26 protein-coding genes and 1 pseudogene are annotated in these 23,860 nt (G+C 66.2%); 20 read left to right on the forward strand and 7 right to left on the reverse strand.

Annotated features, from left to right (window positions below):
• The first annotated feature begins 91 nt into the window (after positions 1 to 91).
• Entirely contained in the window at positions 92 to 709 is a 618-nt protein-coding gene (locus tag GOPIP_RS26490) for a GyrI-like domain-containing protein (protein ID WP_006372957.1), read from the forward strand.
• Between the two features lie 181 nt (positions 710 to 890).
• On the opposite strand, the gene GOPIP_RS26495 is transcribed toward GOPIP_RS26490, so the two are convergent.
• Together GOPIP_RS26495 and GOPIP_RS26500 are read right to left on the reverse strand one after the other, a co-directional pair.
• The gene (locus tag GOPIP_RS26495) at positions 891 to 1,157 is read right to left on the reverse strand and encodes an HAD-IA family hydrolase (protein ID WP_006372958.1); all 267 of its coding nucleotides are present in this window, start codon (positions 1,155 to 1,157) and stop codon (positions 891 to 893) included.
• Between the two features lie 11 nt (positions 1,158 to 1,168).
• Complete coding sequence (locus tag GOPIP_RS26500; protein ID WP_231386665.1) at positions 1,169 to 1,609, reverse strand: anthrone oxygenase family protein; 441 nt, start codon at positions 1,607 to 1,609, stop codon at positions 1,169 to 1,171.
• 81 nt (positions 1,610 to 1,690) lie between these two features.
• Here GOPIP_RS26500 and GOPIP_RS26505 point away from each other — a divergent pair, with 81 nt between their 5' ends.
• Complete coding sequence (locus GOPIP_RS26505; protein ID WP_026920113.1) at positions 1,691 to 2,611, forward strand: AraC family transcriptional regulator; 921 nt, start codon at positions 1,691 to 1,693, stop codon at positions 2,609 to 2,611.
• A 192-nt stretch (positions 2,612 to 2,803) separates the two neighbouring features.
• On the opposite strand, the gene GOPIP_RS29230 is transcribed toward GOPIP_RS26505, so the two are convergent.
• The gene (locus GOPIP_RS29230) at positions 2,804 to 2,977 is read right to left on the reverse strand and encodes a hypothetical protein (RefSeq protein ID WP_020171261.1); all 174 of its coding nucleotides are present in this window, start codon (positions 2,975 to 2,977) and stop codon (positions 2,804 to 2,806) included.
• Between the two features lie 194 nt (positions 2,978 to 3,171).
• On the opposite strand from GOPIP_RS29230, the gene GOPIP_RS26510 reads away from it, so the two are divergent.
• Positions 3,172 to 4,035, forward strand: a complete 864-nt coding sequence (locus tag GOPIP_RS26510) for an acyl-CoA thioesterase (protein WP_006372961.1) — start codon at positions 3,172 to 3,174, stop codon at positions 4,033 to 4,035.
• 61 nt (positions 4,036 to 4,096) lie between these two features.
• Here the strand turns inward: GOPIP_RS26510 and GOPIP_RS26515 are convergent, their stop codons facing one another.
• Positions 4,097 to 4,594, reverse strand: a complete 498-nt coding sequence (locus GOPIP_RS26515; RefSeq protein ID WP_006372963.1) for a hypothetical protein — start codon at positions 4,592 to 4,594, stop codon at positions 4,097 to 4,099.
• A 162-nt stretch (positions 4,595 to 4,756) separates the two neighbouring features.
• Between GOPIP_RS26515 and GOPIP_RS26520 the strand changes: the two genes are divergently transcribed.
• Both GOPIP_RS26520 and GOPIP_RS26525 read left to right on the forward strand, forming a co-directional pair.
• A complete protein-coding gene (locus GOPIP_RS26520) occupies positions 4,757 to 5,587 on the forward strand; it encodes an SDR family NAD(P)-dependent oxidoreductase (protein WP_210739859.1) in 831 nt (276 codons plus the stop codon).
• 12 nt (positions 5,588 to 5,599) lie between these two features.
• Positions 5,600 to 6,139, forward strand: a complete 540-nt coding sequence (locus tag GOPIP_RS26525; protein WP_006372968.1) for a tetratricopeptide repeat protein — start codon at positions 5,600 to 5,602, stop codon at positions 6,137 to 6,139.
• Positions 6,140 to 6,145: 6 nt separating this feature from the next.
• Here GOPIP_RS26525 and GOPIP_RS26530 read toward each other — a convergent pair whose 3' ends face one another.
• Positions 6,146 to 6,916, reverse strand: coding sequence for a DUF6319 family protein (locus tag GOPIP_RS26530; protein ID WP_006372970.1), 771 nt, complete (start codon positions 6,914 to 6,916; stop codon positions 6,146 to 6,148).
• 77 nt (positions 6,917 to 6,993) lie between these two features.
• Between GOPIP_RS26530 and GOPIP_RS26535 the strand changes: the two genes are divergently transcribed.
• The 6 genes from GOPIP_RS26535 (at position 6,994) to GOPIP_RS26560 (ending at position 12,233) form a co-directional block, all read left to right on the forward strand.
• On the forward strand, positions 6,994 to 7,467 hold the full coding sequence (locus tag GOPIP_RS26535; RefSeq protein ID WP_006372972.1) for a hypothetical protein: 474 nt from the start codon (positions 6,994 to 6,996) through the stop codon (positions 7,465 to 7,467).
• A gap of 55 nt (positions 7,468 to 7,522) precedes the next feature.
• Positions 7,523 to 7,834, forward strand: a complete 312-nt coding sequence (locus GOPIP_RS26540) for an ArsR/SmtB family transcription factor (RefSeq protein ID WP_373278864.1) — start codon at positions 7,523 to 7,525, stop codon at positions 7,832 to 7,834.
• Between the two features lie 27 nt (positions 7,835 to 7,861).
• Positions 7,862 to 8,509, forward strand: a complete 648-nt coding sequence (locus GOPIP_RS26545; RefSeq protein ID WP_006372975.1) for a dihydrofolate reductase family protein — start codon at positions 7,862 to 7,864, stop codon at positions 8,507 to 8,509.
• 7 nt (positions 8,510 to 8,516) lie between these two features.
• On the forward strand, positions 8,517 to 8,978 hold the full coding sequence (locus tag GOPIP_RS26550; protein ID WP_006372977.1) for an SRPBCC domain-containing protein: 462 nt from the start codon (positions 8,517 to 8,519) through the stop codon (positions 8,976 to 8,978).
• A gap of 83 nt (positions 8,979 to 9,061) precedes the next feature.
• Positions 9,062 to 9,682, forward strand: coding sequence for a dihydrofolate reductase family protein (locus GOPIP_RS26555; RefSeq protein WP_006372978.1), 621 nt, complete (start codon positions 9,062 to 9,064; stop codon positions 9,680 to 9,682).
• Between the two features lie 154 nt (positions 9,683 to 9,836).
• Complete coding sequence (locus GOPIP_RS26560; RefSeq protein WP_006372979.1) at positions 9,837 to 12,233, forward strand: lysylphosphatidylglycerol synthase transmembrane domain-containing protein; 2,397 nt, start codon at positions 9,837 to 9,839, stop codon at positions 12,231 to 12,233.
• 59 nt (positions 12,234 to 12,292) lie between these two features.
• Here the strand turns inward: GOPIP_RS26560 and GOPIP_RS26565 are convergent, their stop codons facing one another.
• Positions 12,293 to 13,747, reverse strand: coding sequence for an MFS transporter (locus tag GOPIP_RS26565; protein WP_006372981.1), 1,455 nt, complete (start codon positions 13,745 to 13,747; stop codon positions 12,293 to 12,295).
• A 149-nt stretch (positions 13,748 to 13,896) separates the two neighbouring features.
• On the opposite strand from GOPIP_RS26565, the gene GOPIP_RS26570 reads away from it, so the two are divergent.
• A complete protein-coding gene (locus tag GOPIP_RS26570; protein ID WP_240523933.1) occupies positions 13,897 to 14,256 on the forward strand; it encodes a hypothetical protein in 360 nt (119 codons plus the stop codon).
• A 68-nt stretch (positions 14,257 to 14,324) separates the two neighbouring features.
• Entirely contained in the window at positions 14,325 to 14,789 is a 465-nt protein-coding gene (locus tag GOPIP_RS26575; protein ID WP_020171273.1) for an SRPBCC family protein, read from the forward strand.
• A gap of 26 nt (positions 14,790 to 14,815) precedes the next feature.
• Here the strand turns inward: GOPIP_RS26575 and GOPIP_RS26580 are convergent, their stop codons facing one another.
• Positions 14,816 to 15,358 (reverse strand): hypothetical protein, encoded by a 543-nt coding sequence (locus tag GOPIP_RS26580; protein ID WP_006372984.1) that lies wholly within the window; start codon positions 15,356 to 15,358, stop codon positions 14,816 to 14,818.
• A gap of 117 nt (positions 15,359 to 15,475) precedes the next feature.
• Here GOPIP_RS26580 and ilvD point away from each other — a divergent pair, with 117 nt between their 5' ends.
• The 7 genes and pseudogenes from ilvD to GOPIP_RS26610 all read left to right on the forward strand — a co-directional run bounded on the left by ilvD (position 15,476) and on the right by GOPIP_RS26610 (position 23,854).
• Positions 15,476 to 17,191: a dihydroxy-acid dehydratase gene (gene ilvD / locus GOPIP_RS26585; protein WP_081482572.1), complete on the forward strand. Its 1,716-nt coding sequence runs from the start codon at positions 15,476 to 15,478 to the stop codon at positions 17,189 to 17,191.
• On the forward strand, positions 17,184 to 18,173 hold the full coding sequence (locus tag GOPIP_RS26590; protein WP_006372986.1) for an AraC family transcriptional regulator: 990 nt from the start codon (positions 17,184 to 17,186) through the stop codon (positions 18,171 to 18,173). Before ilvD ends, GOPIP_RS26590 begins: the two co-directional genes overlap by 8 nt.
• Before the next feature lie 142 nt (positions 18,174 to 18,315).
• Positions 18,316 to 19,452, forward strand: a pseudogene (locus tag GOPIP_RS29975) (FAD-dependent oxidoreductase); the annotation flags it as partial.
• A 159-nt stretch (positions 19,453 to 19,611) separates the two neighbouring features.
• Positions 19,612 to 20,121 (forward strand): aromatic-ring hydroxylase C-terminal domain-containing protein, encoded by a 510-nt coding sequence (locus tag GOPIP_RS29980; protein ID WP_435529034.1) that lies wholly within the window; start codon positions 19,612 to 19,614, stop codon positions 20,119 to 20,121.
• Complete coding sequence (locus tag GOPIP_RS26600) at positions 20,118 to 21,176, forward strand: maleylacetate reductase (RefSeq protein ID WP_006372989.1); 1,059 nt, start codon at positions 20,118 to 20,120, stop codon at positions 21,174 to 21,176. Before GOPIP_RS29980 ends, GOPIP_RS26600 begins: the two co-directional genes overlap by 4 nt.
• Positions 21,173 to 22,096, forward strand: a complete 924-nt coding sequence (locus GOPIP_RS26605; protein ID WP_006372990.1) for a hydroxyquinol 1,2-dioxygenase — start codon at positions 21,173 to 21,175, stop codon at positions 22,094 to 22,096. The genes GOPIP_RS26600 and GOPIP_RS26605 overlap by 4 nt, the downstream gene beginning before the upstream one ends.
• 75 nt (positions 22,097 to 22,171) lie before the next feature.
• On the forward strand, positions 22,172 to 23,854 hold the full coding sequence (locus GOPIP_RS26610) for an ABC-F family ATP-binding cassette domain-containing protein (RefSeq protein ID WP_006372991.1): 1,683 nt from the start codon (positions 22,172 to 22,174) through the stop codon (positions 23,852 to 23,854).
• Positions 23,855 to 23,860: the final 6 nt, after the last annotated feature.

Here is a 23,860-nt window from a genome sequence, read left to right on the forward strand (position 1 = left end):
GGCGGCAGGAGCAGTCCTTTCCTATTCACTCAGCCTCCTTGAGGCACGTAAGATGTGGCTGGAAACCGCCAGCCGCACAGGTGCAGAACCAATGTCAAAGACAGATTTCAAAAAGGAGCTGGCCTCCTACCGCGCGAGCTCCAAGGCGTTCGAGATCGTGGAGGTTCCACCACTGCAGTACCTCATGGTCGACGGCCACGGCAACCCCAACACCGCCCAGGAATACACCGACGCCGTCGCCGCACTGTATTCCGTCGCCTACAAACTCAAGTTCGCGAGCAAGAAAGAGCTCGGCAAGTATTACGTCGTCATGCCCCTCGAATCGCTCTGGTCGGCCGAGGACATGGACACCTTCACCGACAGTCGCGACAAATCCCAATGGGACTGGACTGCCATGATCATGGTGCCCGACTGGATCACCCCCGAGATGTTCGACGCTGCGATAGCCAAGGCCGCCAACAAGAACCCGCCAGCGAGCCTCGACCGGGTGCGATTGGAGACGCTCCACGAGGGACTCTCCGTTCAGCGGCTCCACATCGGCTCCTACGACGACGAGGCCGGCACGCTGGCTGAGCTGCACCGCACCTTCATCCCGAGTGCGGGGCTGAAGCCAACCGGCAAACACCACGAGATCTACTTCAACGACTTCCGCAAGGTCGAGCCCGCGAAGCTGCGCACCATCCTCAGGCAGCCCGTCGAACGAGTGTGAAGCGGAGCCTTCTGCCCCGGCGCGCTTGGCCTACTGAAGATCCGAGAGTCGCGCCTGGGAAAACTCTCGGCTACTCCCTTGCGGCGGTGCTCTGGGTCGCGTAATGGACTGCTGCGCAACCATTTACCTATGAACATGAAGGTGAACGTGCCATAACCTCACGTCCAGCGAGGCTACGCAGTCAGAACGGGACCACAGTTCGCGCCCATTCGACGATGCGAGGATCGTCGAGAGCCGTGGCGACGAGGTCACCGTCGAGCGATTTCCCGGCCTGGGACGGAATGGTGATCAGGTAGGCGCCTGCACTGCGCGCGGCGGCGACACCCGTGGACGAGTCCTCCAGCGCGACACCGGATTGTGGCGACGCAGACAGCAGCTCGAATGCACGCAGGTACAGTTCTGGGTTCGGTTTGGGGGGTTGAGCCAGCGTCGGCCATTCACCAGGCACTCCACCCGCGGTCAGCGGAGCGCGGCCAGCCCCATCCCGATTGCGCCGAGCAACGACAACCACAGGCGTAGCACGTTCCACGTTCCCCACGTGCGGGTGAACGTGGCCCATTCCACCGAGCCGGCGGCCAATCGCTGATTGAGGGGTACGTTGATCGCGACCGTTGTCACGCAAGCGGCGATCGCGCACACTGCACCGAATACCGCGGCGAGCCCACGAGCGTCCCGCGGGCCGGCGACGACGATCCAGACCGCCGTGGCCACCGCGAGCAGCGGGGCGAGAAAGAAGAGCGCGAGAAACGGTGGACGCTCGACAGCCGAGTTCATCCTGCGCATTGCGTCCGCGCCGTCGACTCCGCCCTGAGCGGTGATCACTGTGGCGTAAGCAAAGTAGAAACCTGCCAGAGTCGCGCTGAGGATCGAGGCTGATCCGATCACTGTCTTCATAATCATGGGACCAAGCATCGGTCGAACGTCTGGCGTTCTCCATGCCGAGACGTTCAGCATTCATACGTAAACGTCTAATCTGAGGTCGTGGACCCGTTGTGTCGAATGCTGTCGAGCCTGCGGGCACAAGGCCTGTTTGCGCTGCGACTGTCGATGACCGCGCCATGGTCGGTCGACATCGATGACGGCGCCCCGCTCACGGTGATCGCAGTGGATCGCGGAGCGGTATGGCTCGCGGGTCCAGGACGGCTGGTGCGTCTGGTGGCTGGCCAGGTGGCGTTGGTCGCACACGGACCGCGCTACGTTGTCGCCGACGCACCGCAACGCCCTCCGACGGTGCGCATCATCGAAGGCGGAGTGTGTGTTCCGCTCTCCGAGACGATGCGGTCCACTGCGCACCGAGGTCTGCTCACATGGGGAAATGACGACGACGGAGCCGATCAGTTGCTGGTGGGCACCTACGCCCGCGCATCACAAGTCGGCCACCACCTGACCGAGCAGTTGCGGGACATCACGGTCCCACCACCCGGGAGCGTCGACGAAACACTACTTGCCCTGCTTCGTAGCGAACTCGCCGATCCGAAACCCGGGCACAGCCTTGTCATCGATCGTCTCCTCGACGTCGTCGTTGCCTCGGTGATCCGCGCTGCCGCGCCACTGGCCGGGCCGGGATGGCTGTCCGGCACTGTCGACCCGACCGTCGCCGGCGCACTGGACCTGATGCACGAATCACCCGAGAAGCCTTGGACTGTAGCGTCATTGGCCGCCGCAATGCACGTTTCCAGGTCCGGGCTGGCCGCCAAATTCCGTGATGGTGTTGGCGAAACACCGGCGCGATACCTCACGCGCTGGCGAATGACGCTGGCGGCCGACGCCCTCATCGCCACGGACGACGGGCTCGAAACGATCGCTCGCCGAGTCGGATACGGGTCGGCGTACTCGTTCAGTAACGCATTCAAATCGATACATGGCCAGAGCCCAGCGCACTACCGCCACGCCCACCGGTGATGGGGGGACCCATCATCGTGGTCCACGATGACGAGCGGGGTTCCGGCGAAATCCGGGGCCGTGGCACCGAGGTGGGCTGACGCTGTGAGCGTATGCCTGCTCCGGTGTGTGTACCTCGATGAACCCGGACTGGTCGTCACCGACGAAAGTGCCGGTGTCGTCGACGAGTCGCGGGCCGATGTCGGGGCGGGGTCATCCGGCGGTGGCCAAGCGTGGCGAACCCAGGGCGAAGTCGGGGCCGGCGAGAATACTGGCGATCCCGAACTCACTGGTGCCGTTGGTGTTTGCGATAACCGGAGAGCCGAGTCGCCTCAACAGTGTCATGCGTAGCGCCGGTGCTGCGCCGGCACCGACGTGGGTGGGCATGATCAACGACGACAGGTCGGCGTCGGAAAGAGGTTCGTCGTAAGCGAATTCGACGGGGTTCGACGAGCGTCATGTGCCTGATGTGCGTGATGTGGCGCCGCTGCGCGGTATCGATGATGATGCCGGGATCGGCGCTGCTCGGATGATCGGCAGGTGGAGTGCGCACTCCCCCGATCGGGGAGGTCTGAGGCCGAATGCCGACTGAGTTGCGTGAAGCAACGCACTATGATTTCCTCGGTTTCGTGAAACAACTCGGTAGGCAGGCGCTGGTCGATGAGTTCTCGGTCAAGCCGATTGGTGAGGGCACGTGGTCGGCCGACATCGATCGCTCATGGTGGGGCTGGTCCGGTCCGCATGGCGGGGTGATCGCGGCTCTGGCTGGCCACGTGGCAGCGGCGGCCGTACCGGATCGATCGGTGCGAGCGCTCGACCTCCGATTCCTTGGACGACCTGCCGACGGTGAACTCGTCCTGACTCTCCTTGAGAAGAAGATCGGCGGCAGCACGCGCATTGTCGATGTCGGCATCACCCAGGGCGGTCGCGATGTCGCGGCCGCCACGGTGACCCTGGGCCGGGAGGGGCCGGCGTCCCCAGCCGACATCGTGGATGTGTCGGCGGATGTCGTCGCGCGTCCCGAGGACTGCGAACCATTCATGATCCCGCCCGAGATCGTCCCGATGGGTGGACATCTCGACCTACGTCCCACCGACGGCGCGCTCCCGCTGACCGGTTCGGAGGATGCCTGGATGCGGGCGTGGATCTCGACGAGAACACCGATGTCGATGGATTTCGCCTATCTCGCGCTTCTCGCCGATTGCCTTCCGCCGGGGGTCTTTCCGACGCTGTCGGCTCCCCTGGCCGTCCCGACTGTGGCGTTCTCGATGCACGCGGCCGCCGCGCTCGACGACCCGTCGCCCGCGCCCGTCCTCGTCCACACGCGGAATGTGTCGACGTCGGGAGGGTGGTCGGTCGATGACACGACCTTGCGAGATGAGTCGGGACGGTTGCTGGCCACGGCACGGCAGAGTCGGCGGGTCCTCGGCTGGCATGCCCGGTGAGTACCGCCGCGGTGTCCACCAATGGTTGTGGCGCGTCGGCCACCTCGTGCCACCGAGCCGCTCAGGGCATCTCGACTGTCTGCGCGCGGCGTAGCTCCTCGACTGCACGAGTCACATACGGGCCGTGATCGACAGCGGCCGCCGACGCCAGATCGGCAGCCACCAGGAGCGCCGCGACGACGACTTCGTTCGGTGTGGGCACCGACGTCGTTCCGTCCTCGGGCCGCTCTGCTACGCCGAGCGCGCCGGTGAGCACCACCGCGACGGCGGTGGGGTCCACCTGTGCGTTCCAGCATCCGGCGGCACTCACGGTGCGGTTGAGGACTTCGGCGATATCGTCGCCGTCGAGCCCGTCCTGATACGAGGTTTCCAGCAGCTCGCGCACCAAGTGGCCGTGTACGTCACGGGCGGCGTCGGCGTGGATCGCGAGTTCCTCGACAACGTCGCGTAATTCTTCGAGCTCATGAGTGCGTGCCGCGCCGATCCCCCGGTCGGTGGCCTCGGCGATGACTCGTGCCACCGCAGTCCAGTCGGCTGATGATCGGTAACCACTGGCCATTGACTGTTTCCTCCTGGTCGGCCGACGGATGAGTGGGCGTGCTCGTCGCAGACACTAGTCGCCACCGCCGACAACCAACGCGGACGAGACATCATCGCCGTGCAACGCTGCGGCCGACGCAATGCCATCCGGACCCGACACCGCCACGATTACGGTGTGGGCATGACACAAGTAGCACTCGTCACCGGCACCTCCTCCGGCATGGGCATGTACGCGGCGGTCGAGCTCGCTCGCCGCGGCGTGCGGGTCGTCGCCACCATGCGCGACACCGGTCGATCCGGTCGATTGCGTGACGCTGCGGCCGACGCCGGCGTGGAGCTCGACATCCGAGCGCTGGACGTGGTCGATCACACTGCCGCCGCCCGCCTGGTCGCCGAGGTGGTCAGTGACCACGGCGCGATCGATGTTTTGGTAAACAACGCGGGTCAGGGCTGTGTGGCGACCGCCGAGCAGTTGTCGATGTCGGACATCCAGGCGCAGCTGGATGTGAATTACCTTGCCCCGGTGAATCTCACGAAGCTCGTCCTGCCGGGTATGCGGGAACGCCGCAGCGGCAGCATCCTGACGGTCACGAGTGTGGGTGGCGTCGTCGGACAACCATTCGCCGACGCCTATTGCGGCGCGAAGTTCGCCGTCGAAGGATTCATGCAGTCCCTGGCGGTGGTCGCCGAGAACTTCAACGTGCATGTCGCGGTGATCGAACCGGCCGCCGTGGCGAGCGACTTCGTCTCCAACGCTGAGCGTCCCGAAGGCGCCGACGCTTACGGTCCGCTGCTCGATGCCTATCTCAGCCGAACCGCCGGTGCGTTCGCCAACGCGCAGACTGCTCAGAGCGCGGCGCTCGCCATCGCTGACGCTGCGATGACGGAGAGTTTCCGGTTCCGGTGGCAGAGTTCGGACACCGCAACGATTTTCGCCGGTATATCGCTGGCCGATCTCGATGGCGAGCGCGTCCTGGGAGTCACCCGTACCTGGCTCACCGCCGAACAGTAGGAGATCGAAACCGTGAATACCGACGATGACGCACTCGACGATCACGAACTCGAAGCAGCCATTGCCCACGGATTCGACCAGCGGGACCGCGCGAACATGCAGCCGACGATCGCGTACTTCGAGGATCTGCTCGCGCGTCACCCCGGACACGCTGCCGTCTTGTACGAGTTGGCGGGCTCCTACGACACGGCCGGCGATGGGGTCCGGGCGGAGGCGTTGTATCGGGAAGCCTTGGCGGCCGGGCTATCCGGTGACCGCCTGGCGCGCTGCCTACTCCAATACGGAAGCACCCTGCGCAACCTCGGGCGGCTTGACGAGTCTCTTGCCGTTTTCGCTGACGCGTGCCAACGCTTTCCGAGATCGCACGCGTTGCGTGTCTTTCACGCCCTCAGTGTCCATGCCGACGGCCGGGCCGCGACTTCCCTCGCGATGGTGCTCGAGTTCGTGGCCGACGAGATGAGGGACGGAGACATCCCGCGCTACGAGGCGGCGATCAGAGGTAACGCGCAGTACTTACGAGATCTCGACAGCGGCAGCACCGACAGCGCATAGTAACGCTCAGCTATCCGACGCCTGATCCTCGAGATGCGCCAATGCCGCACGCGCGGTTTGGAGTTCGTGACTGAGTTCGTCGATCCTGCGTTGCGCTGCCTCGCGCGCTGCGCTGATGACCTCGTCGACAGCTGCGATGGCGGCGTCGTTGCCGAGTTCGCGCATCGCCCGCGCCACGCGATCAGCGGTCACCTCGGTCGCCCTGACGGTTTTCTTGCTGCCCTGCGACACCGAGACGGCCCAGCTTCCTGCGGGGGTTGAGGTGAGCGTGACGCTCACGGCGGCTGTCGTGGTCTTCGCTCGCCGTGGCGCCTTCGGAGCAGCGCTCGAACTCTGCGGACTCGTGTTCACGGTTCGTGGCGTCGGGGCTGCGGTGCCTGCTCCCCCGGGCCTGGATTCGGATTTCCGGGTTGTCGAGTTCGACGGGACCGGCGGCGCGGCCGGGACGGGTGGCTGTGCAGCAACCTTCGCAGGTGCAGGCCTCGCGGCTCGCTTCTGTGCCGGAGATGCGGACCCCGTTGAGGCCTGCGACCTCTGCAATTCATTCGCCTCGAAGGGCAACTGATCGTCGATGCCTTTCGGGCGCACCGTCACGACCGATCCCTCGATGGACACCACGCGAGCCGAGGTCCCGGCGTCGAGGTTGAGGGAGGGCATGGGGTCGCGCAGATAGACCGTGACCCTCTTACCCGTGGCGAGTCCGGCGGACAGCGCTGTCAGGTCGTCGGACGTCAGACCGTCCCCTTTGCGTGAACTCACGGAACCATACTCGCACATGTGTGCGACAGGGTGGTGTTCGGACCGGTATCCGCGCGTTCAGCCTGTGCGATGCGAGGCATCGATACGATGCCGGCATGCGCGAGCGGGCTCGGAGGGGCGTTGCGTGGTGGCTGTGCGGGGGCGTCGTCTCGATCGCCGTTGTTGCCGTGGCGGCGATCGGAGCAGTGCGGATACTTCATCCCGATCCGTGCGACTTGTCCCTTCCCTTTGCGGAGAAGTTAGGCCTTCGTCTGTCTCGCGATGACCACGTCGTCGCATGCGAATGGGATGGCGGGTTCCCCGATTCGGGAGGCAAGGTCGTAGTGCGCACCACATCCGCCGATACCCGCGACGCGTTGCTGGGTAGGTCTGAGGTCAGCGAAGAACTGGATCGCACATTGGTCATCGTTGACGACGGGACGTTTCACGAGGAGGTCAACCGACCGAATCTCGAACGGAGCGAGCAGGTTTACACCTCCACCGGGAAGGGCGGTCATCTATTGCAGATCAGCTATGACCCGGGCGTCGAGTCGGGTCTTCTTCTCACGGAGCTGGCGCTGGACGTGTGAATCGAACTGACACGCGCCCTTGACGCCGACCTGCAAGTCGGCAACACTTAGGCGTGTGACTAAGTATCACGACGATGTCGACACGGTGCTCCGCGCTCTCGCGGACCCGACTCGTCGCGCCGTCGTCGAACGGTTGGCAATCTCGCCGGCCGTCGTATCCGAACTCGCGGCACCGTTCCCGATGGCGTTGCCGTCGTTCATGCAACATCTGCGGGTACTCGAAGAAGCCGGAATCATCGTGTCGCACAAGGTTGGACGGGTTCGCACCGTCAGCCTGCGCCCGGGTTCACTCGATGTGTTGCATGTCTGGCTCGGCGAGCAGCGCACCCTGCAGAACACCAGGCCGATCGGCTCGGCATCCACCTGACCCGCACGACTCACAAGGAGACCTGACATGACCCGCGTTCGCATCGACATGTTCGTTTCACTGGACGGATACACCTCCATGGGCGGCGAATCCGCCGACAACCCGATGGGCGAGGACTGGGGGCGGCTCACCGCGTCCTACGCGGCCACCCGCACCTTTCACGAACGAGTCTTCGGCGACACCAGCGGCGCAGGCACCACCGGCGTCGACGACACTTATGCCGCAGCACATTTCGAGGGGATCGGCGCCGAGATCATCGGGGCATCGATGTTCGGGCTGCACACCTATCCCGATGACCCGGACTGGAAGGGCTGGTGGGGTGACGAACCGCCGTTCGGTACGCCCGTCTACGTCCTGAGCCACACCGCACCACGTCCCTCGATCGAGATGCAGGGCGGGACCACCTTCCATTTCCGCAGCGGCGCAGTCGACGACGTGCTCGCCGAAGCGTCCGCCGCGGCTGCTGGACTCGACGTGCGCGTCGGCGGTGGGGTGCGCACCGCCCGCGAGTTCCTGCGCGCAGGACTCGTCGACCACCTACATCTCATGGTCGCCCCGATCGTCCTCGGCCGAGGAATGCGGCTGTGGGACGACCTGCCCGCCCTCGACCGCACCCACAAGGTGACCACCGAGGGCGCCGAGAGCGGCACCATCCACGTCACCTTCACCCGATAGGACACAGATGAGCATCGAACGTCGACTCGCGCGCGCCGAATTCACCCTGACCCGCGACTATCCCGCGCCGGTGCACCGCGTCTGGGATGCCTTTGCCGATGAACAGGAGAAGCTCTCCTGGTGGGGCGGGGGCGACTCGGTGGATCCCATCGAGTGGGCCTTCGACTTCCGGGTCGGTGGTCGTGACGTCGCCGAAGGCAGATTCCACGACGGCCCGGTCTCGCGGTATGTGGCCACCTATACCGACATCGTCGCGCACAACCGCATCGTCACGACCTACGACATGTGGATCGACGGCATCCACATGTCCACGTCCGTGGCATCGCTGGAGTTCGAGTCGGTGGATGCGGGAACCCGATTCACTCACGCCGAGCACGGGGTGTTCTTCGACCGGTTCTGGGCCGACGGCCCCAACCGGGAGAAGGGCACGCGGGGCCTGCTCGATGCGCTGGGTGCTTATCTCGGCTGAGACCCTTCCGGGGCGATGAGTTCTATACGGCCGGCGTGTCGATATCTCCGACACTGCTCGCCACACTCTCCCGGAGGTCTGCCATGGGCATCATTCAGATCGAACTGTTCTCCACGCTGGATCTCGTCGGCCAATCACCCGGCGGCCCGGACGAGGATCCCGACGGCTTCCCGTACGGCGGGTGGCAGGTACCGCTGCTCAACGAGGTCAGCGGCGCGCAGGTCGTCGCCGCCTACGAGCACACCGATGCTCTACTCCTCGGTCGTCGGACGTATGACATCTTCGCCCGGTACTGGCCGAATCAGGATCCCCAGTCGTCGCCGTTCGCCAAGCTCTTCAACAGCATTCCCAAGTATGTTGCGTCAACCGGTGATCCGGAGCTGACCTGGTCGGGCTCACATCTTCTCGGACCAGACCTGGTGTCCGCCGTCGGTGAACTCCGGAACGTGCACGAGCACGTGACCGTGGTCGGCAGCCTGAATCTGGTACAGACACTCGTGCGGGAGAAGCTGTTCGATCGGCTCGATCTGTGGGTGCACCCGATCGTGCTGGGCGTGGGCAAGAAGGTGTTCGATCAGGGCACACTGCCCACCGTTCTGACTCTTCTCGAGCCGCCGACGGCCTCGCCCGGCGGAACGGTTTACCTGCAGTACGCGCGAGCCGACGGGACGCCGGGGATCGGTGACATCGACGCCCAGTCGTGAGGACCGCGTTGCCGGCTGTCGCGGTCCTGCCCCACACCGCCGGACCGCCGCGACCCTCGGACGCTCCGGCGCCGACTATGTTTATGGGAAGCTCGACGGCTCCGGCGCGTACCGGCGCACGGGGCGGCACATAGTCAGCGGAGATTCGGGGCAGATGGACGTCGACGGTCGGCAGATCACCGTATCGGGGAGCCTGCTGCAACCGCTGTGGCGTCGCACCACCGACATCCTGCGGGTGGTGGCCGCAACGCTGATGCTCGTGGTGGTCGTGGTCGGCTCGCTCATCACCCGCAACAATTGGGTCGATCTCGAGCAGTCCATCTCCCGCATCATCGGGGTCCTGTCCCCCACCCAGGCCGATCTCGTCTACCTCGCCTACGGTCTCGCGATCCTCGCGTTACCGTTCGTGATCCTGCTGGAACTGCTCGCCGCACGTCAGTGGCGCATGTTGTGGGCCTACGGCGCCGCGGCGGCGATCACTTTCCTGTCGTTGTCCATCAGCGAGAACGGTGTCAGCGCACCCAACTGGCACTTCGACCGACACCAGCGATTCAATTCGCTTGTCTCGCAATTCCTCGACGACCCGCGATGGATCGCGATGCTCGCCGCGGTGTTGACCGTGTCCGGGCCGTGGTTGCCCGCCCGTTGGCGGCGCTGGTGGTGGACGCTGTTGTTGGCCTTCATCCCGATCCATCTCGTGGTCAGCTCCGTCGTTCCGGCCGGAGCGGTCTTCGGGTTGTCGACCGGCTGGTTGGTCGGGTCGATCGTCGTCTGGGTGGTGGGCACGCCGGCTCTGGTGGTACCGCTGGAGAGCGCGGTCCGGGTGCTGGGGCAACGGGGAATCGAGGTGACCGCGTTGTCGATCGTCACCCCGGCCGGTACCGGGCCTCTCGGGCTGGAGGCGGACTCGACGACGGACGAGTCTACGTCGGACTCGGACGACTGCGGTCACGTGGTCATCGACCTCTACGGCCCCAATCAGCACAGTGCCGGACTGCTCCGGCAGTTCGTCCGCAAGATCCGACTGCGGACCCAGGAGACCGGGCCGCTGCAGCTCTCGGTCAGCCGGATGGTCGAGCATCGCGGGCTGATGGCGATCGCCGTCGGCGATGTCGGGCTCGCCGACTCCGCTCCCGTCGCGGTCGCTTCCCTCGACCGGGGATGGACGATGTATGCCCACCGCACGCGTCGCGGCTGCGACCTGGACGCCGCGATCACCCAGACCACACCGCGGGCGCTGTGGGAGGCCCTGCAGGAACTGCATTCACACGGCATCGCGCACGGTGATCTCCGGGCAAGTCGGATCACCGTTCTCGATGGGACAGTCCTGTTCGGTGGGTTCACCCACGCCGAGTACGGCGCCAACGAGAATCGGATGGAGTCCGACATCGCCCAGATGCTCGCGAGCACCACCGAGTTGTACGGCGCCGAGGCCGCGGTCACCGCGGCCATCGATGTGCTCGGTGAGGACCGGGTCCTTGTCGCCTCCCGCCGTCTCACCAAAACCGCTCTGCCCTCCCGCATCCGGGATGGTCTCGCCGACGCGAAATCCACGCTGTCGCAGGCGCGGGAGGAGATCGTCTCGCAAACCGGCGGTGAAATCCAGGCCGCCCCGATCACCCGGTTCACCCGCAGCCAGGTCATCCAACTCGTACTGCTGGTCGCCCTCGTGTACGTGGCCTACCCGTTCATCAGCACCGTCCCGACGTTCTTCGGTGAACTGCGCAGCCTCGACTGGTGGTGGGCGCTGATGGGTTTGGTCGTGTCGATGCTCACCTATGTCGGTGCGGCCGCGGCGTTGTGGGCGTGCGCCGACGGCGTGGTCAGCTTCCGCAACCTCGTGATCATGCAGTTCGGCAACACCTTTGCCGCCACCACCACCCCGGCGGGTGTCGGCGGGCTCGCCCTGAGTACCCGGTTCCTGCAGAAGGGCGGTCTCGGCGGAGTCCGCGCGACCACGGCGGTCGCCCTGCAACAGAGTGTGCAGGTGATCGTCCATGTAGCGCTCTTGATCGTATTCACCACGCTGGCCGGCACATCGACCAACCTCGAACATTTCGTTCCCTCCACGACGGTGCTCTACCTGGTCGCCGGCGCTCTACTCGGCGTCGTCGGTGTGTTCCTCCTCGTTCCGAAGCTTCGGCATTGGCTGGGAACGTCGTTGCGGCCCAAGGTGATCGAGTTGCTGACCGACATCCTCGACGTGGCACGTGAGCCCAAGCGGCTCGGCACCATCGTCTTGGGTTGTGCCACCACGACTCTCGGCGGAGCGCTGGCACTGTGGGCCAGCGTGTACGCCTTTGGTGGGCAGACCTCGTTCGTCACCGTCACCGTGGTGACGATGATCGGCGGAACCCTGGCATCGGCCGCCCCGACGCCCGGCGGTGTCGGCGCCGTCGAGGCCGCGCTGATCGGTGGACTGGCCGCCTTCGGCCTTCCCTCGGCGGTGGCGGTACCCGCGGTGCTGCTCTATCGGGTCCTGACCTGTTGGTTACCGGTCTTCATCGGGTGGCCGGTGATGCACTGGATGACCCGCAAGAACATGATCTGAAAACACCGCATGCCCGGCCTGGAGGGCCGGGCATGCGGTGCCCTCGAAGCGTCGAGCCATCACTCCTGCGTGCTACGTGAGTTGGTCAGCGCCATCGCGCCGACCGCGGTGACGACCCCCACGACGACCGCGAGGATGCCGTAGGTCAGCCGCTCTCCGTGGAAGAACGACTCGACGAGGTCGGCGCCCCAGGTGCCGACCGGGAGCTGAGTGGTGACCACCGCGGCGATGATGGTGCCGATGACGGCGGTCCCCAGGCTCGTGCCGACCTCCTGGGCGGTGTCGTTGAGCGCGGTGCCGATGGACGTGCGGTTGGCCGGCATCGCCTCGACGAGGGCGATGGCACAGATGGTCATCACCGTGCGCAGGCCGATGGTCATCACGACCATCGAGAGCGCGATGACGAGGTAGCCGTGCTCGACACCCCATGCCAGGCCGCCGAGCGATCCGGCCAGGCAGGCTGCGCCGACGAGGCAGGCGATGCGGTGGCCGAACCGGCCGGCCAACCACTCCGAAATCGGCGTCGCGACGAGCATCGTGACGATGATCGGCAGGTTGGCCAGACCGGCCTTGACCGGACTCCAGCCGTAGGCGTACTGGAAGTGCAGGATCAGTCCGAACATCACGCTGGCCATCGCGATCGACGTGCCGATCTGGGCGATGGTGGCACCGCGGATCGTCCCGACCTTGAACAGCCGGACGTCGAGCATCGGAGCGGCCGAACGAAGTTCGTGCCAGATGAAGGCCGCTGCGGCGAGCACCGCGCCGCCGATGGAGGCGATGGTGGGCCACGACACCCAACCGTGCTCGACGCCGCTGGTCAGTGACCAGCATGCGAGGCCGATCGTGACGGTGCTCAACAGTGCGCCCGGCAGGTCGAGTCGATCTTTGGTCAGACCGTCGGAGCGGTCGGCGGCGACGCCGAGCCGGACACCGATGCCGGCGATCAGTGCGATCGGTGCGTTGACGACGAGCAGCCATTCCCAGCGGACGTGTGCCAGGGCGGTGCCGCCGAGGACCGGACCGAGGACGAACCCGGCCATGCCGACCACGATCATGACGGTCATCGCACGCATCCGCAGGGTCTCGTCGTCGAAGAGGCGGAACACGAGCGAATTGGTGATCGGTGCCATCGCGGCGGCGGCGATACCGAGTGCGGCGCGTAAGGCGATGAGTTCGCCTGTCGTGGAGACGAACACGACGAGCAGGCTCAGCAGCCCGAAGACGGTGAGGCCGATGAGCAACACTCGCCGTCGGCCGAATCTGTCGGCGATGGAGCCCGCGGTCAGCAGCAGGCCGCCGAAGGTCAGCGAGTAGGCGCCGGTGACCCATTGCAGCGCGACGGTGTCGCTGCCGAGGTCGCGGCCGATGGTGGGCAGAGCGATCGACAACAGAGTGTTGTCGACCATCTCGACGAAGAACGCGAGACAGAGTGCGGCGAGCGGTATCCATGCCGCTCCGAGTGAGGTGTAGGTGCGCGACGAGGTCGTCGGCGCGGTGGTGACGTTGGTCATGAGGTCCTCCTAGCGGACAGCCGGGGTTCGATTACCGACAACGCTAGGTAGCGGTTCTGTCGTGGCTCTGTCGTGACCTGTCGCCTGCTGTCGCACTCTGTCGCAGCGGATGCGTGCCTGCGTCACTGCTGGTCATCTACTCTCACCGGGTGGATGCCATCGCCTCGAAGCGCCGTTCTCAGCCGGCACCGCCCTGGGTGATCTTCGACGATCTGGTCGGCCCCGATCGTCAGCCACGTCGCCCGTGGCTACACCTCGAGGACGACGAGATCGCGCCGGTGGTGCTCGAATCCGAGCGGTCCTCCCACGTCGTCTGGTCGTCGCTGTGGCTCAAGCGCCCCGACGCCCGGATCGCCTTCGACCTCACGGCGCGCGCCGATGGGGGCACCGATCTGCGCTGGACCCTGCTGGTGGAACCGCCTGCACCCGACGACCGGCAGTTCCGTCACCTGTGCCAGCGCATCGGTACCCTGATCAACGCGAACCTGCGCCACACCTACGGGCAGTAGCCGACGATCCGACGGCTGTCCCCCGATGGCTGGTTGCCAAGTCGACGCCCCTTGGGCACGGTGGAGTGATGAGTGAACAAACGAGTGTCACAGTGGAACGGGTCATCGACGCACCGGTGGATACGGTCTTCGACGTCCTGAGCAATCCGCAGCGCCATCAGAAACTCGACGGCTCCGGATTCATTCGCGGCGTCGAGCACGCCGACCGTATCCAGCAGGTCGGCGACGTGTTCACCATGAACATGGACGGCCCGCACATGGGTGGTGAGTACAAGACCGACAACCACGTCACCGGCTACGCCAAGGACAAGTTGCTGGCCTGGCAGACCGCACCCGCCGGCACCGAGCCTCCCGGATGGGAATGGGTGTGGGAGTTGGAATCCCAGGGTCCCGACGCCACGCTCGTGCGCCACACCTACGACTGGTCGAAGGTCACCGACAAAGACCTGTTGCAGCAGGTCAAGTTCCCGCTCGTGTCGGCCGATCAACTCGAGGACACCCTGGGCCGGCTGGCCGCCGAGACCACCGGTTAGACGCAGTTCCGACACGCGGTCGGCGACTACGGGTGGGGCGGTGTAGCACCCACTCGTAGCACCTGCCTCCCGAGAACGACGATGACCACTCCCGGAACGACGATCCAGATCAGGTTCGGCAGTACCGCCACCATCAGGAAGCCGCCGAGATCGCCGCGCTCCAGTGATTGTCGGGTCATGTCGAGTCCGCTGCAGATCTCCACCAGGAAATACAGCACGGTCTTCCAGAAGGTGGCGACGCTGACCACGAGCCCGACCACGACGGCCGAGAATCGTCGCCGATGTGTCAGAACCCAGACCAGAGCGATCACCTCGAGGAGATTGGCCCAGCTCTGTGCGCTGCCGAATGCGTCGAACCCGGCATAGCGATGGTCGAAGGTCGAGTAGTAGACGTGCCCCGGCCACAGCCACGCCAGAGGCCCACCCCGGTGTGAGATCGAGCCGAGCAGTTCGTAGCAGGCGTCGTAGGTCTGGATCAGCGCGGTGACGGTGAACCACGCGACCACCCACCGCGGGAGGCGCAGGTCGTCACGATGTCTCACCGCGGTGTCGTGGGTGTGCACGCTCATCCGGTCAGCGTAAAACCGCTCGTGGCCAGGCGGTCTGAAGTCGCGATCCCGTCACCACATCCGGACTCGTCGACCAACAACCCGCCTTGCCACGCCAACGGTTCTAGGGTGGGCACCATGAGTCCCGAGACCGAGTCCACACCCGAGGTGGACATCAAGCCCCGCAGCCGCGACGTCACCGACGGCTTGGAGAGAACCGCAGCCCGAGGCATGTTGCGTGCGGTCGGGATGGGCGATGACGACTGGGTCAAACCACAAATCGGGGTCGGCTCCTCGTGGAACGAGATCACCCCCTGCAATCTGTCGCTGGACCGCCTGGCCACCGCGGTGAAGGAGGGCGTGTTCTCCGCCGGTGGCTATCCGCTGCAGTTCGGCACCATCTCGGTCTCCGACGGCATCTCGATGGGCCACGAGGGCATGCACTTCTCGCTGGTCTCACGTGAGGTGATCGCCGACAGCGTGGAGACGGTGATGAGCGCCGAGCGCCTCGACGGCTCGGTGCTGCTCGCCGGCTGTGACAAGTCGCTACCCGGCATGCTGATGGCAGCAGCGCGACTCGACCTCGCCAACGTGTTCCTCTACGCCGGTTCGACGCTGCCCGGCTACGCGATACTGGCCGACGGCTCCGAACATCAGGTGACGATCATCGACGCCTTCGAGGCGGTCGGCGCGTGTGCGCGCGGTCTGATGAGTCGCGCCGACGTCGACACCATCGAACGTGCCATCTGCCCCGGTGAGGGCGCCTGCGGCGGGATGTACACCGCCAACACGATGGCCGCGGTCGCCGAAGCCCTCGGGATGTCGTTGCCGGGCAGCGCTGCCCCACCGGCACCGGATCGCCGGCGAGACGAGTTCGCGCGCAAGAGCGGAGTCGCGGTCGTCGAACTCCTGCGCCGCGGCATCACCGCGCGCGACATCATGACCCGCGAGGCATTCGAGAACGCGATCGCCGTGGTGATGGCATTGGGCGGGTCGACCAACGCCGTCCTGCATCTGCTCGCGATCGCACACGAGGCCGACGTCGAACTCTCTCTCGACGATTTCGCCCGGATCGGTTCGCGGGTACCGCATCTCGCCGACGTCAAGCCGTTCGGCCGCCACGTCATGACCGACGTCGACCGCATCGGCGGCCTCCCGGTCGTGATGAAGGCACTCCTCGACGCCGGATTGATGCACGGCGACTGTCTCACCGTCACCGGGGCCACCATGGCTGAGAACCTCGCCCACATCGCACCGCCGGATCCGGACGGAAAAGTGTTGCGCGCCCTGGATTCTCCGATTCATCCCACAGGCGGGATCACCATCCTCAACGGATCTCTGGCGCCGGGCGGGGCGGTGGTGAAATCCGCAGGATTCGATTCCGATGTGTTCGAGGGGGTGGCACGCGTCTTCGATCGGGAGCGCGCGGCGATGGACGCCCTCGAGGACGGCACCATCACCGCGGGCGATGTTGTCGTCATCCGCTACGAGGGCCCCAAGGGTGGGCCGGGTATGCGCGAGATGTTGGCCATCACCGGCGCGATCAAGGGCGCCGGCCTCGGCAAGGACGTGCTGCTGATGACCGATGGCCGCTTCTCCGGGGGCACGACCGGACTCTGCGTCGGGCACGTGGCTCCCGAGGCCGTCGACGGCGGACCGATCGCCCTGGTGCGCGACGGGGACCGGATCCGCCTCGACGTCGGATCGGGCACCCTCGACCTACTCGTCGACGACGGCGAATTGGCCTCGCGTGCACAAACATTCAGCCCATTGCCGCCGCGCTACACCCGTGGTGTCCTCGCGAAGTACGCCAAGCTGGTCACCTCGGCGTCACGAGGCGCGATCTGTGAATGATCCGCCCCTCGAGCGACGTCGACGAGTCGGTGACGACTCGTCGGCGACGTTCAGTACCGCGGATCTCCCGCAGGCCGACCGGATCGGCCTGTGGGAGGAGTACCAGGACGAGCACCTGATCGGATTGCGTTGTCGCACACTGGATTCGGGCCCGTTTCTGGCCACCGAGGTGCAGGCCGAACGTGGCCGCGTCCGGCTGGCCAGGGTCACCGGCACCCCGCATCTCGTTGAACGCAGTGGCGCTGACATCCGCCGTACCCCAACGGAATCGGTTGTCCTCTATCTCGGGCGCGGTGGTGAGTCCTTCTTCCATCACGAACACGGGACAGTCGTGCTCGCGCCGGGGCAGCTCGTTGTCTGCGACGCCGATCGCCCCTTCTTCCGTGGCTTCAACTCCGGGCTCGACGAGCTGGTCGTCCAGGTACCTCGTGACGCACTCGCCGAGCTCGCCGGCGGCCACCTACCCGATCTACGCCGACCACTGGTGATCGGGGGCGGACCACGGGAAGCCCGCGTCCGGGCGCTGGCGGCGATCATCGAGTCAACGACGCTCGAGCGCAGCACCGACGACCCCACCACTCGGGAATCGGCCGAGGCCACTGTCGTCGGTCTCGTCGCAACACTGATGGGCGGCGTCGGAGCGCCTTCGGCGCACCTGGCTGCGGCCCGCGCATATGTGGAAACACACCTGGCCGATCCCGGGATGTCGGCTGCAACGATCGCCTCCGGGATCGCGCTGAGCGAACGCCAACTCTCACGTGTGTTCGCCGCAGCGGGAACGAGCGTTCCCGAGTACGTCCTGGACCGGCGACTCGAGCACGCCGCCCGGCTGCTGGGCAGCCCCGCCGGCGCGACGATGACGGTGTCGCAGGCGGCCCGGCACGCCGGCATCGCCTCGCCGTCGCACTTCTCGCGAAGCTTCACGCGGCGGTTCGGGATGGGACCCGCCGAATTCCGACGATCGGCCCAGACGAGTCGGTGAACAGCTGAGAGTCTGCGAACACGTGCCGAAATCCGCCACCGATGCGGAGATCGGACAACCTCGCGCACAACACGTGACGTGGCTCACGTGGCGGTGCGAGTGTGGTGAGGACTTCATCTCATATCGTCCTCCAGGAGTTGCCATGCCCGCCTTCGACGACGGCCACACCGCCACCGCGATCCCCGAGTCCGACCTCGTGACCACCGACGTCCTCGTCGTCGGCTCGGGCCCGGCCGGCGGTGGCGCCGCGCTGTTCCTCGCGTCTCTCGGGGTGCCCACCATCATGATCACCAAGTACCGGTGGACGGCCAACACCCCACGAGCGCACATCACCAACCAGCGCACGATGGAGATCCTGCGCGACGCCGGAATCGAGGAGGAGGTGATGAGCCAGGCCTCCCCCAACGAGATCATCGGCGACACGGTGTTCTGTACGTCTTTGGCCGGTGAGGAGATCGGGCGCATCCTCACCTGGGGCACCCATCCGGCCAGAGCGGCCGATCACCGACTTGCCTCACCCGCCTACACCGTCGACATCCCGCAGACGCTGCTGGAACCGATCCTGGTCGCGAATGCGGCCAAACGGGGTGCGTAGACCCGATTCTCCACCGAGTACGTCTCGCACACCCAGCACAAGGATCATGTCGACGCCCTGGTTCTCGACCGTCTCAGCGGGCACACTTACACCATCCGCGCGCGGTATCTGATCGGCGCCGACGGCGCGCGATCACGGATCGCCGCCGAGGCGAACCTGCCCTTCGAGGGGCGTATGGACATTGCTGGCTCCATGAACATCACCTTCAAGGCTGACATCGCAGCACTCGTACAGGACCGAAAGTCGGTGTTGTACTGGGTGATAGCTCCCGGAGCGAACGTCGGGGGCATCGGTGCGGGCCTCGTGCGGATGGTGCGGCCGTGGAACGAGTGGCTGATCGTCTGGGGCTACGACATCGACTCCCCGCCACCTGTGGTCGACGAGGCAGCTGCGATCGAGATCGTCCGAAGCCTCATCGGCGTACCCGATCTCCACGTCGAGATCACCGGAACATCGTTGTGGGGCAACAACGAGATGTACGCCACCGAGCTGCAGAGGGTTCGCGTGTTCTGCGTCGGCGATGCGATACACCGGCATCCGCCCAGCAACGGACTCAGCTCCAACACCTCCATTCAGGATTCCTACAATCTCGGCTGGAAGCCGGCCGCGGTACTGCGGGGTCAGGCCGACCCGACGTTGCTCGACACCTACACGGCCGAGAGAGCGCCGGTCGCCGAGCAGATCGTCAAGCGCGCCAACAAATCCAGCCGCGAGTTCGGCGACCTCTTCGATGCGCTCGGTGTTTCCGACGCCGTGGGCGAGGACGCGATGCGCGCCGCGATCGAGGAGCGCAAGGACAACTCCCCCACCGGCGCCGCCAAACGTGCCGCCATCACCCGGGCCATGGAGCTCAAGAACTACGAATTCAATGCGCACGGCGTCGAATTGGGCCAGTTCTATCAGTCCTCGGCGATCGTCGCCGAGGGTGCCGAACGGCCCACGCCCGACCGGGATCCCGAGTTGTACTACCAACCCTCGACGGTTCCCGGATCACGCCTTCCGCACGCCTGGCTGGGCCGCACCGGCCATCGGGTCTCGACCCATGACGTCGCGCCGATGACCCGCTTCACGCTGCTCACCGGAGTTGGTGGTGACGTGTGGGTATCGGCGGCGCACCAGGTCGCCGACGAACTCGCCATTTCGCTCGAGGCCGTCGTCATCGGCCCCGGCCGCGAGGTCACCGACCTCTACGACGATTGGACCCGGCTGCGCGAGGTCGACGAGTCCGGAGCGGTGCTCGTCCGCCCCGACAAGCACATCGGTTGGCGCGCAATGACACTCCCCGACGACCCCGTTGCGGCGTTGCGCGACGCGCTGGCGGGGCTTCTCGGCCGGATGACGGTGGGCTCATGACGCTGCGATTCACCCATGACTGGCTCGCACAGAGAGTCCGGTTCGCTCCGGACACCGCGGTCGAGGCCATCGCCGAGGAATCCGCGGCGGCCGGCATCACAGCCCCGATGCTGATTGCCTCACAACGTGATCGGCGCCTCGTCGACGCGATCGGCGCTGCAGTGCCGATCATCCATCACCACGACACGGTCGCGATGCACGTCCCCGAGGCCGTGGCCGTCGCTGCGCGTGATGCCGCCGCCGATCACCGCGCCGACGGACTGATCAGTGTCGGGGGCGGCTCGGCGACCGGACTGGCCAAAGCCGTGGCATTGACCAGTGGACTGCCGATCATCGCCATCCCCACGACCTACGCCGGCTCCGAAGCGACGCCGGTGTGGGGAATGACCGTCGCGGGCCGCAAACGCACGGGTACGGATCCGGTGGTGTTGCCCCGCACAGTCATCTACGACACCACACTCGTCGCGGGCCTGCCCGTCGCGGTGGCCACGTCGTCGGGGCTCAACGCCGTGGCGCACTGTGTCGACGCGCTCTGGGCGCCCCGTACCGATCCGATCAACCGGGCGATGGCGTGCGACGCGCTCAGGACTCTCGACGAGGGTCTGCGCATGATGACCACGGACCCGACGACCGTTGCCCACGAACACATGCTCTACGGCGCGTACCTCGCCGCAGTGGCATTCGCCTCTGCCGGATCGGGCCTGCACCACAAGATCTGTCACGTGCTCGGCGGCATGTTCGACCTTCCGCACGCCGACACCCATGCCGTCGTGTTGCCGCATGTGGTCGCATTCAACGCACCGCACGCGCCCGATGCCGAGAAGGCGCTCGCGGCGGCGCTCGGTGCCGGCACCGCGTTGGCCGGGCTCGTGTCGCTTCGCGAAGCGGTCGGCGGTCCGACGGCGTTGCGCGACATCGGAATGCCCGAATCCGGTCTCACCGAAGCCGTCGCGCCGATCATCGAGGCCGCGCCGCCGGGGAACCCCAGCCCCGTCACCCCCGAGGCGATCGGCGCGTTGCTGCGTGACGCCTGGATAGGAAAGGACCTCTCATGACACAACCAATTCCGGCCGGCGCCCAACCCACAGGCGTCGGCGCCGAACCGTCCGCGCGTGAACAGTCCGCCCGTGAACAGGCTCTCGTCGACCGGGTCGTCGCGTCGTTCGACGACACCCCCGACGAGCGGCTGCGCACCCTCATGCAGTCCCTGACCCGCCACCTGCATGCGTTCGTGCGGGAGGTCCGACCCACCGAGACCGAGTGGCAGCGTGCCATCGACTTCCTCACCGCCGTCGGGCACATCACCGACGACCGGCGGCAGGAATTCATCCTCTTGTCCGACGTGTTCGGCATCTCGATGCAGACGGTGCAGGTAAACAACGAGGCTCGGGCCGACGCCACCGAGGCGACGGTGTTCGGTCCGTTCTTCGTGGCCGATGCACCGTTCGTCGAGAACGGCGGCGATATCGCCAACGGCGCTCCCGGACAGCCCTGTTGGGTTCAGGGGCGGGTCACCTCCATCGATGGCTCGCCGGTTGCCGACGCGCGACTCGATGTGTGGGAAGCCGACGACGACGGGTTCTACGACGTCCAGTACACCGACGACCGGACCGCGGCGCGTGGTTTCCTGGTGACCGACGCCAACGGCGAATACCGGTTCTGGGCGCTGACACCGACGCCGTATCCGATTCCCCACGACGGCCCCGTCGGCGAACTGCTCAGCGCGGTCCACCGATCGCCGATGCGAGCGTCTCATCTGCACTTCATGGCCCAAGCCGCCGGGCTGCGGACACTGGTCACCCACATCTTCGTCGACGGTGATCCGCTGCTCGACGCCGACAGCGTCTTCGGTGTCACCGACTCCCTGATCAAACGCTTCGAGTTTCACGAGGCCGGAAGCCCGACGCCCGACGGCCGTGTGGTCGAGGGCCCCTGGTCGCAGGTACGTTTCGACATCGTCCTGGCACCGGCCTGATCGCGGACTGTTCGGCGTTACGACATCCCGGATACCGGCAGACCGCGGACCGGCAGGGTGGGGAATCATGAGGGCATGACCGCAACTCTCGTCGCCAAGGACCTCGCCGGTGGCCACGGCCCCCGCACCCTGTTCGAGGGACTCGACCTCACCGTGGCGCCCGGCGACGTGGTGGGTGTGGTCGGCGCCAACGGTGCCGGCAAGACGACGCTGCTGCGGATCCTTGCCGGGGATCTCGATCCACTCGGGGGTGAGGTGTCCCTGGCGCCGGCCGATGGTTTCGTCGGATGGCTGCCGCAGGAGCATGTACGCGTTCCGGGCGAGACCGTCGCGCAGTATGTGGCGCGCCGCACGGGATGTGCGCAGGCGACCGAGGCGATGAATACGGCCGCCGAGATGTTGTCGTCGACTCGGCCTCCCGGTGCACCCGATCCCGCCGACACTTACGCTGCGGCACTGGATCATTGGTTGGCCACCGGAGCCGCAGACCTCGACGAGCGCCTACCGGCGATCCTGGCCGACCTGGGTCTGCACGGCGCCGGGCACACCGGGGACCTCGACCCCGGGTCGACGCTGATGACCTCACTGTCCGGCGGACAGGCGGCGCGAGTCGGACTCGCCGCCCTGCTGGCGTCACGCTTTGACATCGTGCTCCTCGACGAACCGACCAACGATCTCGACCTCGACGGAATCGAACGTCTGGAAACCTTCGTCGACGGCCTGCGCGCTGCGGTCGTCCTCGTCAGTCATGACCGAGAATTCCTGGCGCGCACGGTGACCCGAGTTCTCGAACTCGACCTCGCGCAACACACCACCACGATTTACGGTGGCGGCTACGACGCCTACCTCGAGGAGCGGGAGGTATTACGTCGCCATAAGCGTGAGGCCTACGACGAATTCGCTGACAAGAAGGCCGATCTCGTCGCCCGTGCGCGTGTTCAGCGGGAGTGGTCGAGTCACGGTGTGCGCAATGCGATCAAGAAGGCGCCCGACAACGACAAGCTGCGCCGCAAGGCGGCCGCCGATTCCAGCGAGAAGCAAGCCCAGAAGGTACGGCAGATGGAGAGCCGCATCGCACGCCTCGAGGAGGTCGCCGAGCCGCGCAAGGAGTGGATCCTCGACTTCTCCATCGGGTCGGCACCGCGGTCGAGTTCGGTGGTCGCCACCTTGGACGAGGTCGTGGTCCGGCAGGGTGATTTCGTCCTCGGCCCGGTCTCGTTGCAGGTCGACGCCGGCGAACGGATCGGCATCGTCGGTCCCAATGGGGCGGGCAAATCCACCCTGCTGCGCGCGCTGCTCGGCCGCGTCGAACCCGACTCCGGGCGGGCGTCGCTGGGCGCGAGTGTGGCGATCGGTGAGATCGACCAGGCGCGCGCCCAGCTCGGTGGGGGCAGCAGTGCGCTCGTCGAGCGCTTCGAAGAGTTGTTGCCGGACTTCTCGGTGGCCGAGATCCGAACGCTGGTGGCGAAATTCGGGTTACGGGCCGGCCACGTCGAACGCCCGGCCACCGAACTCTCTCCCGGTGAACGAACCCGGGCCGCGATGGCGCTCCTGCAGGCGCGGGGCACCAACGTGCTGGTACTCGACGAACCGACCAACCATCTCGACCTGCCCGCGATCGAACAGTTGGAGAAGGCGCTCGACGCCTATGACGGGGCGTTGCTGTTGGTGACCCACGACCGGCGGATGATCGCGACCGTCCGCCTCGATCGCCGGTGGCGGGTGGAGGCGGGCCGGGTCGTCGACGACGTGGTGTGACGGCGC

The organism is Gordonia polyisoprenivorans NBRC 16320 = JCM 10675 (genome assembly GCF_000241325.1).
GTDB lineage: Bacteria > Actinomycetota > Actinomycetes > Mycobacteriales > Mycobacteriaceae > Gordonia > Gordonia polyisoprenivorans.

Bases quoted from the DNA above. Each gene is read 5' to 3' on its own strand.
- GOPIP_RS26545 (WP_006372975.1), top strand. From the start codon at position 7,862: ATGACCCGCGTTCGCATCGACATGTTCGTTTCACTGGACGGATACACC.
- GOPIP_RS26550 (WP_006372977.1), top strand. From the start codon at position 8,517: ATGAGCATCGAACGTCGACTCGCGCGCGCCGAATTCACCCTGACCCGC.
- GOPIP_RS29980 (WP_435529034.1), top strand. From the start codon at position 19,612: ATGGAGCTCAAGAACTACGAATTCAATGCGCACGGCGTCGAATTGGGC.
- GOPIP_RS26600 (WP_006372989.1), top strand. From the start codon at position 20,118: ATGACGCTGCGATTCACCCATGACTGGCTCGCACAGAGAGTCCGGTTC.
- GOPIP_RS26580 (WP_006372984.1), bottom strand. From the start codon at position 15,358: ATGAGCGTGCACACCCACGACACCGCGGTGAGACATCGTGACGACCTG.
- GOPIP_RS26515 (WP_006372963.1), bottom strand. From the start codon at position 4,594: ATGGCCAGTGGTTACCGATCATCAGCCGACTGGACTGCGGTGGCACGA.
- GOPIP_RS26500 (WP_231386665.1), bottom strand. From the start codon at position 1,609: ATGATTATGAAGACAGTGATCGGATCAGCCTCGATCCTCAGCGCGACT.
- GOPIP_RS26530 (WP_006372970.1), bottom strand. From the start codon at position 6,916: ATGTGCGAGTATGGTTCCGTGAGTTCACGCAAAGGGGACGGTCTGACG.
- GOPIP_RS26520 (WP_210739859.1), top strand. From the start codon at position 4,757: ATGACACAAGTAGCACTCGTCACCGGCACCTCCTCCGGCATGGGCATG.
- GOPIP_RS29230 (WP_020171261.1), bottom strand. From the start codon at position 2,977: ATGCCCACCCACGTCGGTGCCGGCGCAGCACCGGCGCTACGCATGACA.
- ilvD (WP_081482572.1), top strand. From the start codon at position 15,476: ATGAGTCCCGAGACCGAGTCCACACCCGAGGTGGACATCAAGCCCCGC.
- GOPIP_RS26535 (WP_006372972.1), top strand. From the start codon at position 6,994: ATGCGCGAGCGGGCTCGGAGGGGCGTTGCGTGGTGGCTGTGCGGGGGC.
- GOPIP_RS26605 (WP_006372990.1), top strand. From the start codon at position 21,173: ATGACACAACCAATTCCGGCCGGCGCCCAACCCACAGGCGTCGGCGCC.
- GOPIP_RS26575 (WP_020171273.1), top strand. From the start codon at position 14,325: ATGAGTGAACAAACGAGTGTCACAGTGGAACGGGTCATCGACGCACCG.
- GOPIP_RS26555 (WP_006372978.1), top strand. From the start codon at position 9,062: ATGGGCATCATTCAGATCGAACTGTTCTCCACGCTGGATCTCGTCGGC.
- GOPIP_RS26610 (WP_006372991.1), top strand. From the start codon at position 22,172: ATGACCGCAACTCTCGTCGCCAAGGACCTCGCCGGTGGCCACGGCCCC.
- GOPIP_RS26560 (WP_006372979.1), top strand. From the start codon at position 9,837: ATGGACGTCGACGGTCGGCAGATCACCGTATCGGGGAGCCTGCTGCAA.
- GOPIP_RS26510 (WP_006372961.1), top strand. From the start codon at position 3,172: ATGCCGACTGAGTTGCGTGAAGCAACGCACTATGATTTCCTCGGTTTC.
- GOPIP_RS26490 (WP_006372957.1), top strand. From the start codon at position 92: ATGTCAAAGACAGATTTCAAAAAGGAGCTGGCCTCCTACCGCGCGAGC.
- GOPIP_RS26565 (WP_006372981.1), bottom strand. From the start codon at position 13,747: ATGACCAACGTCACCACCGCGCCGACGACCTCGTCGCGCACCTACACC.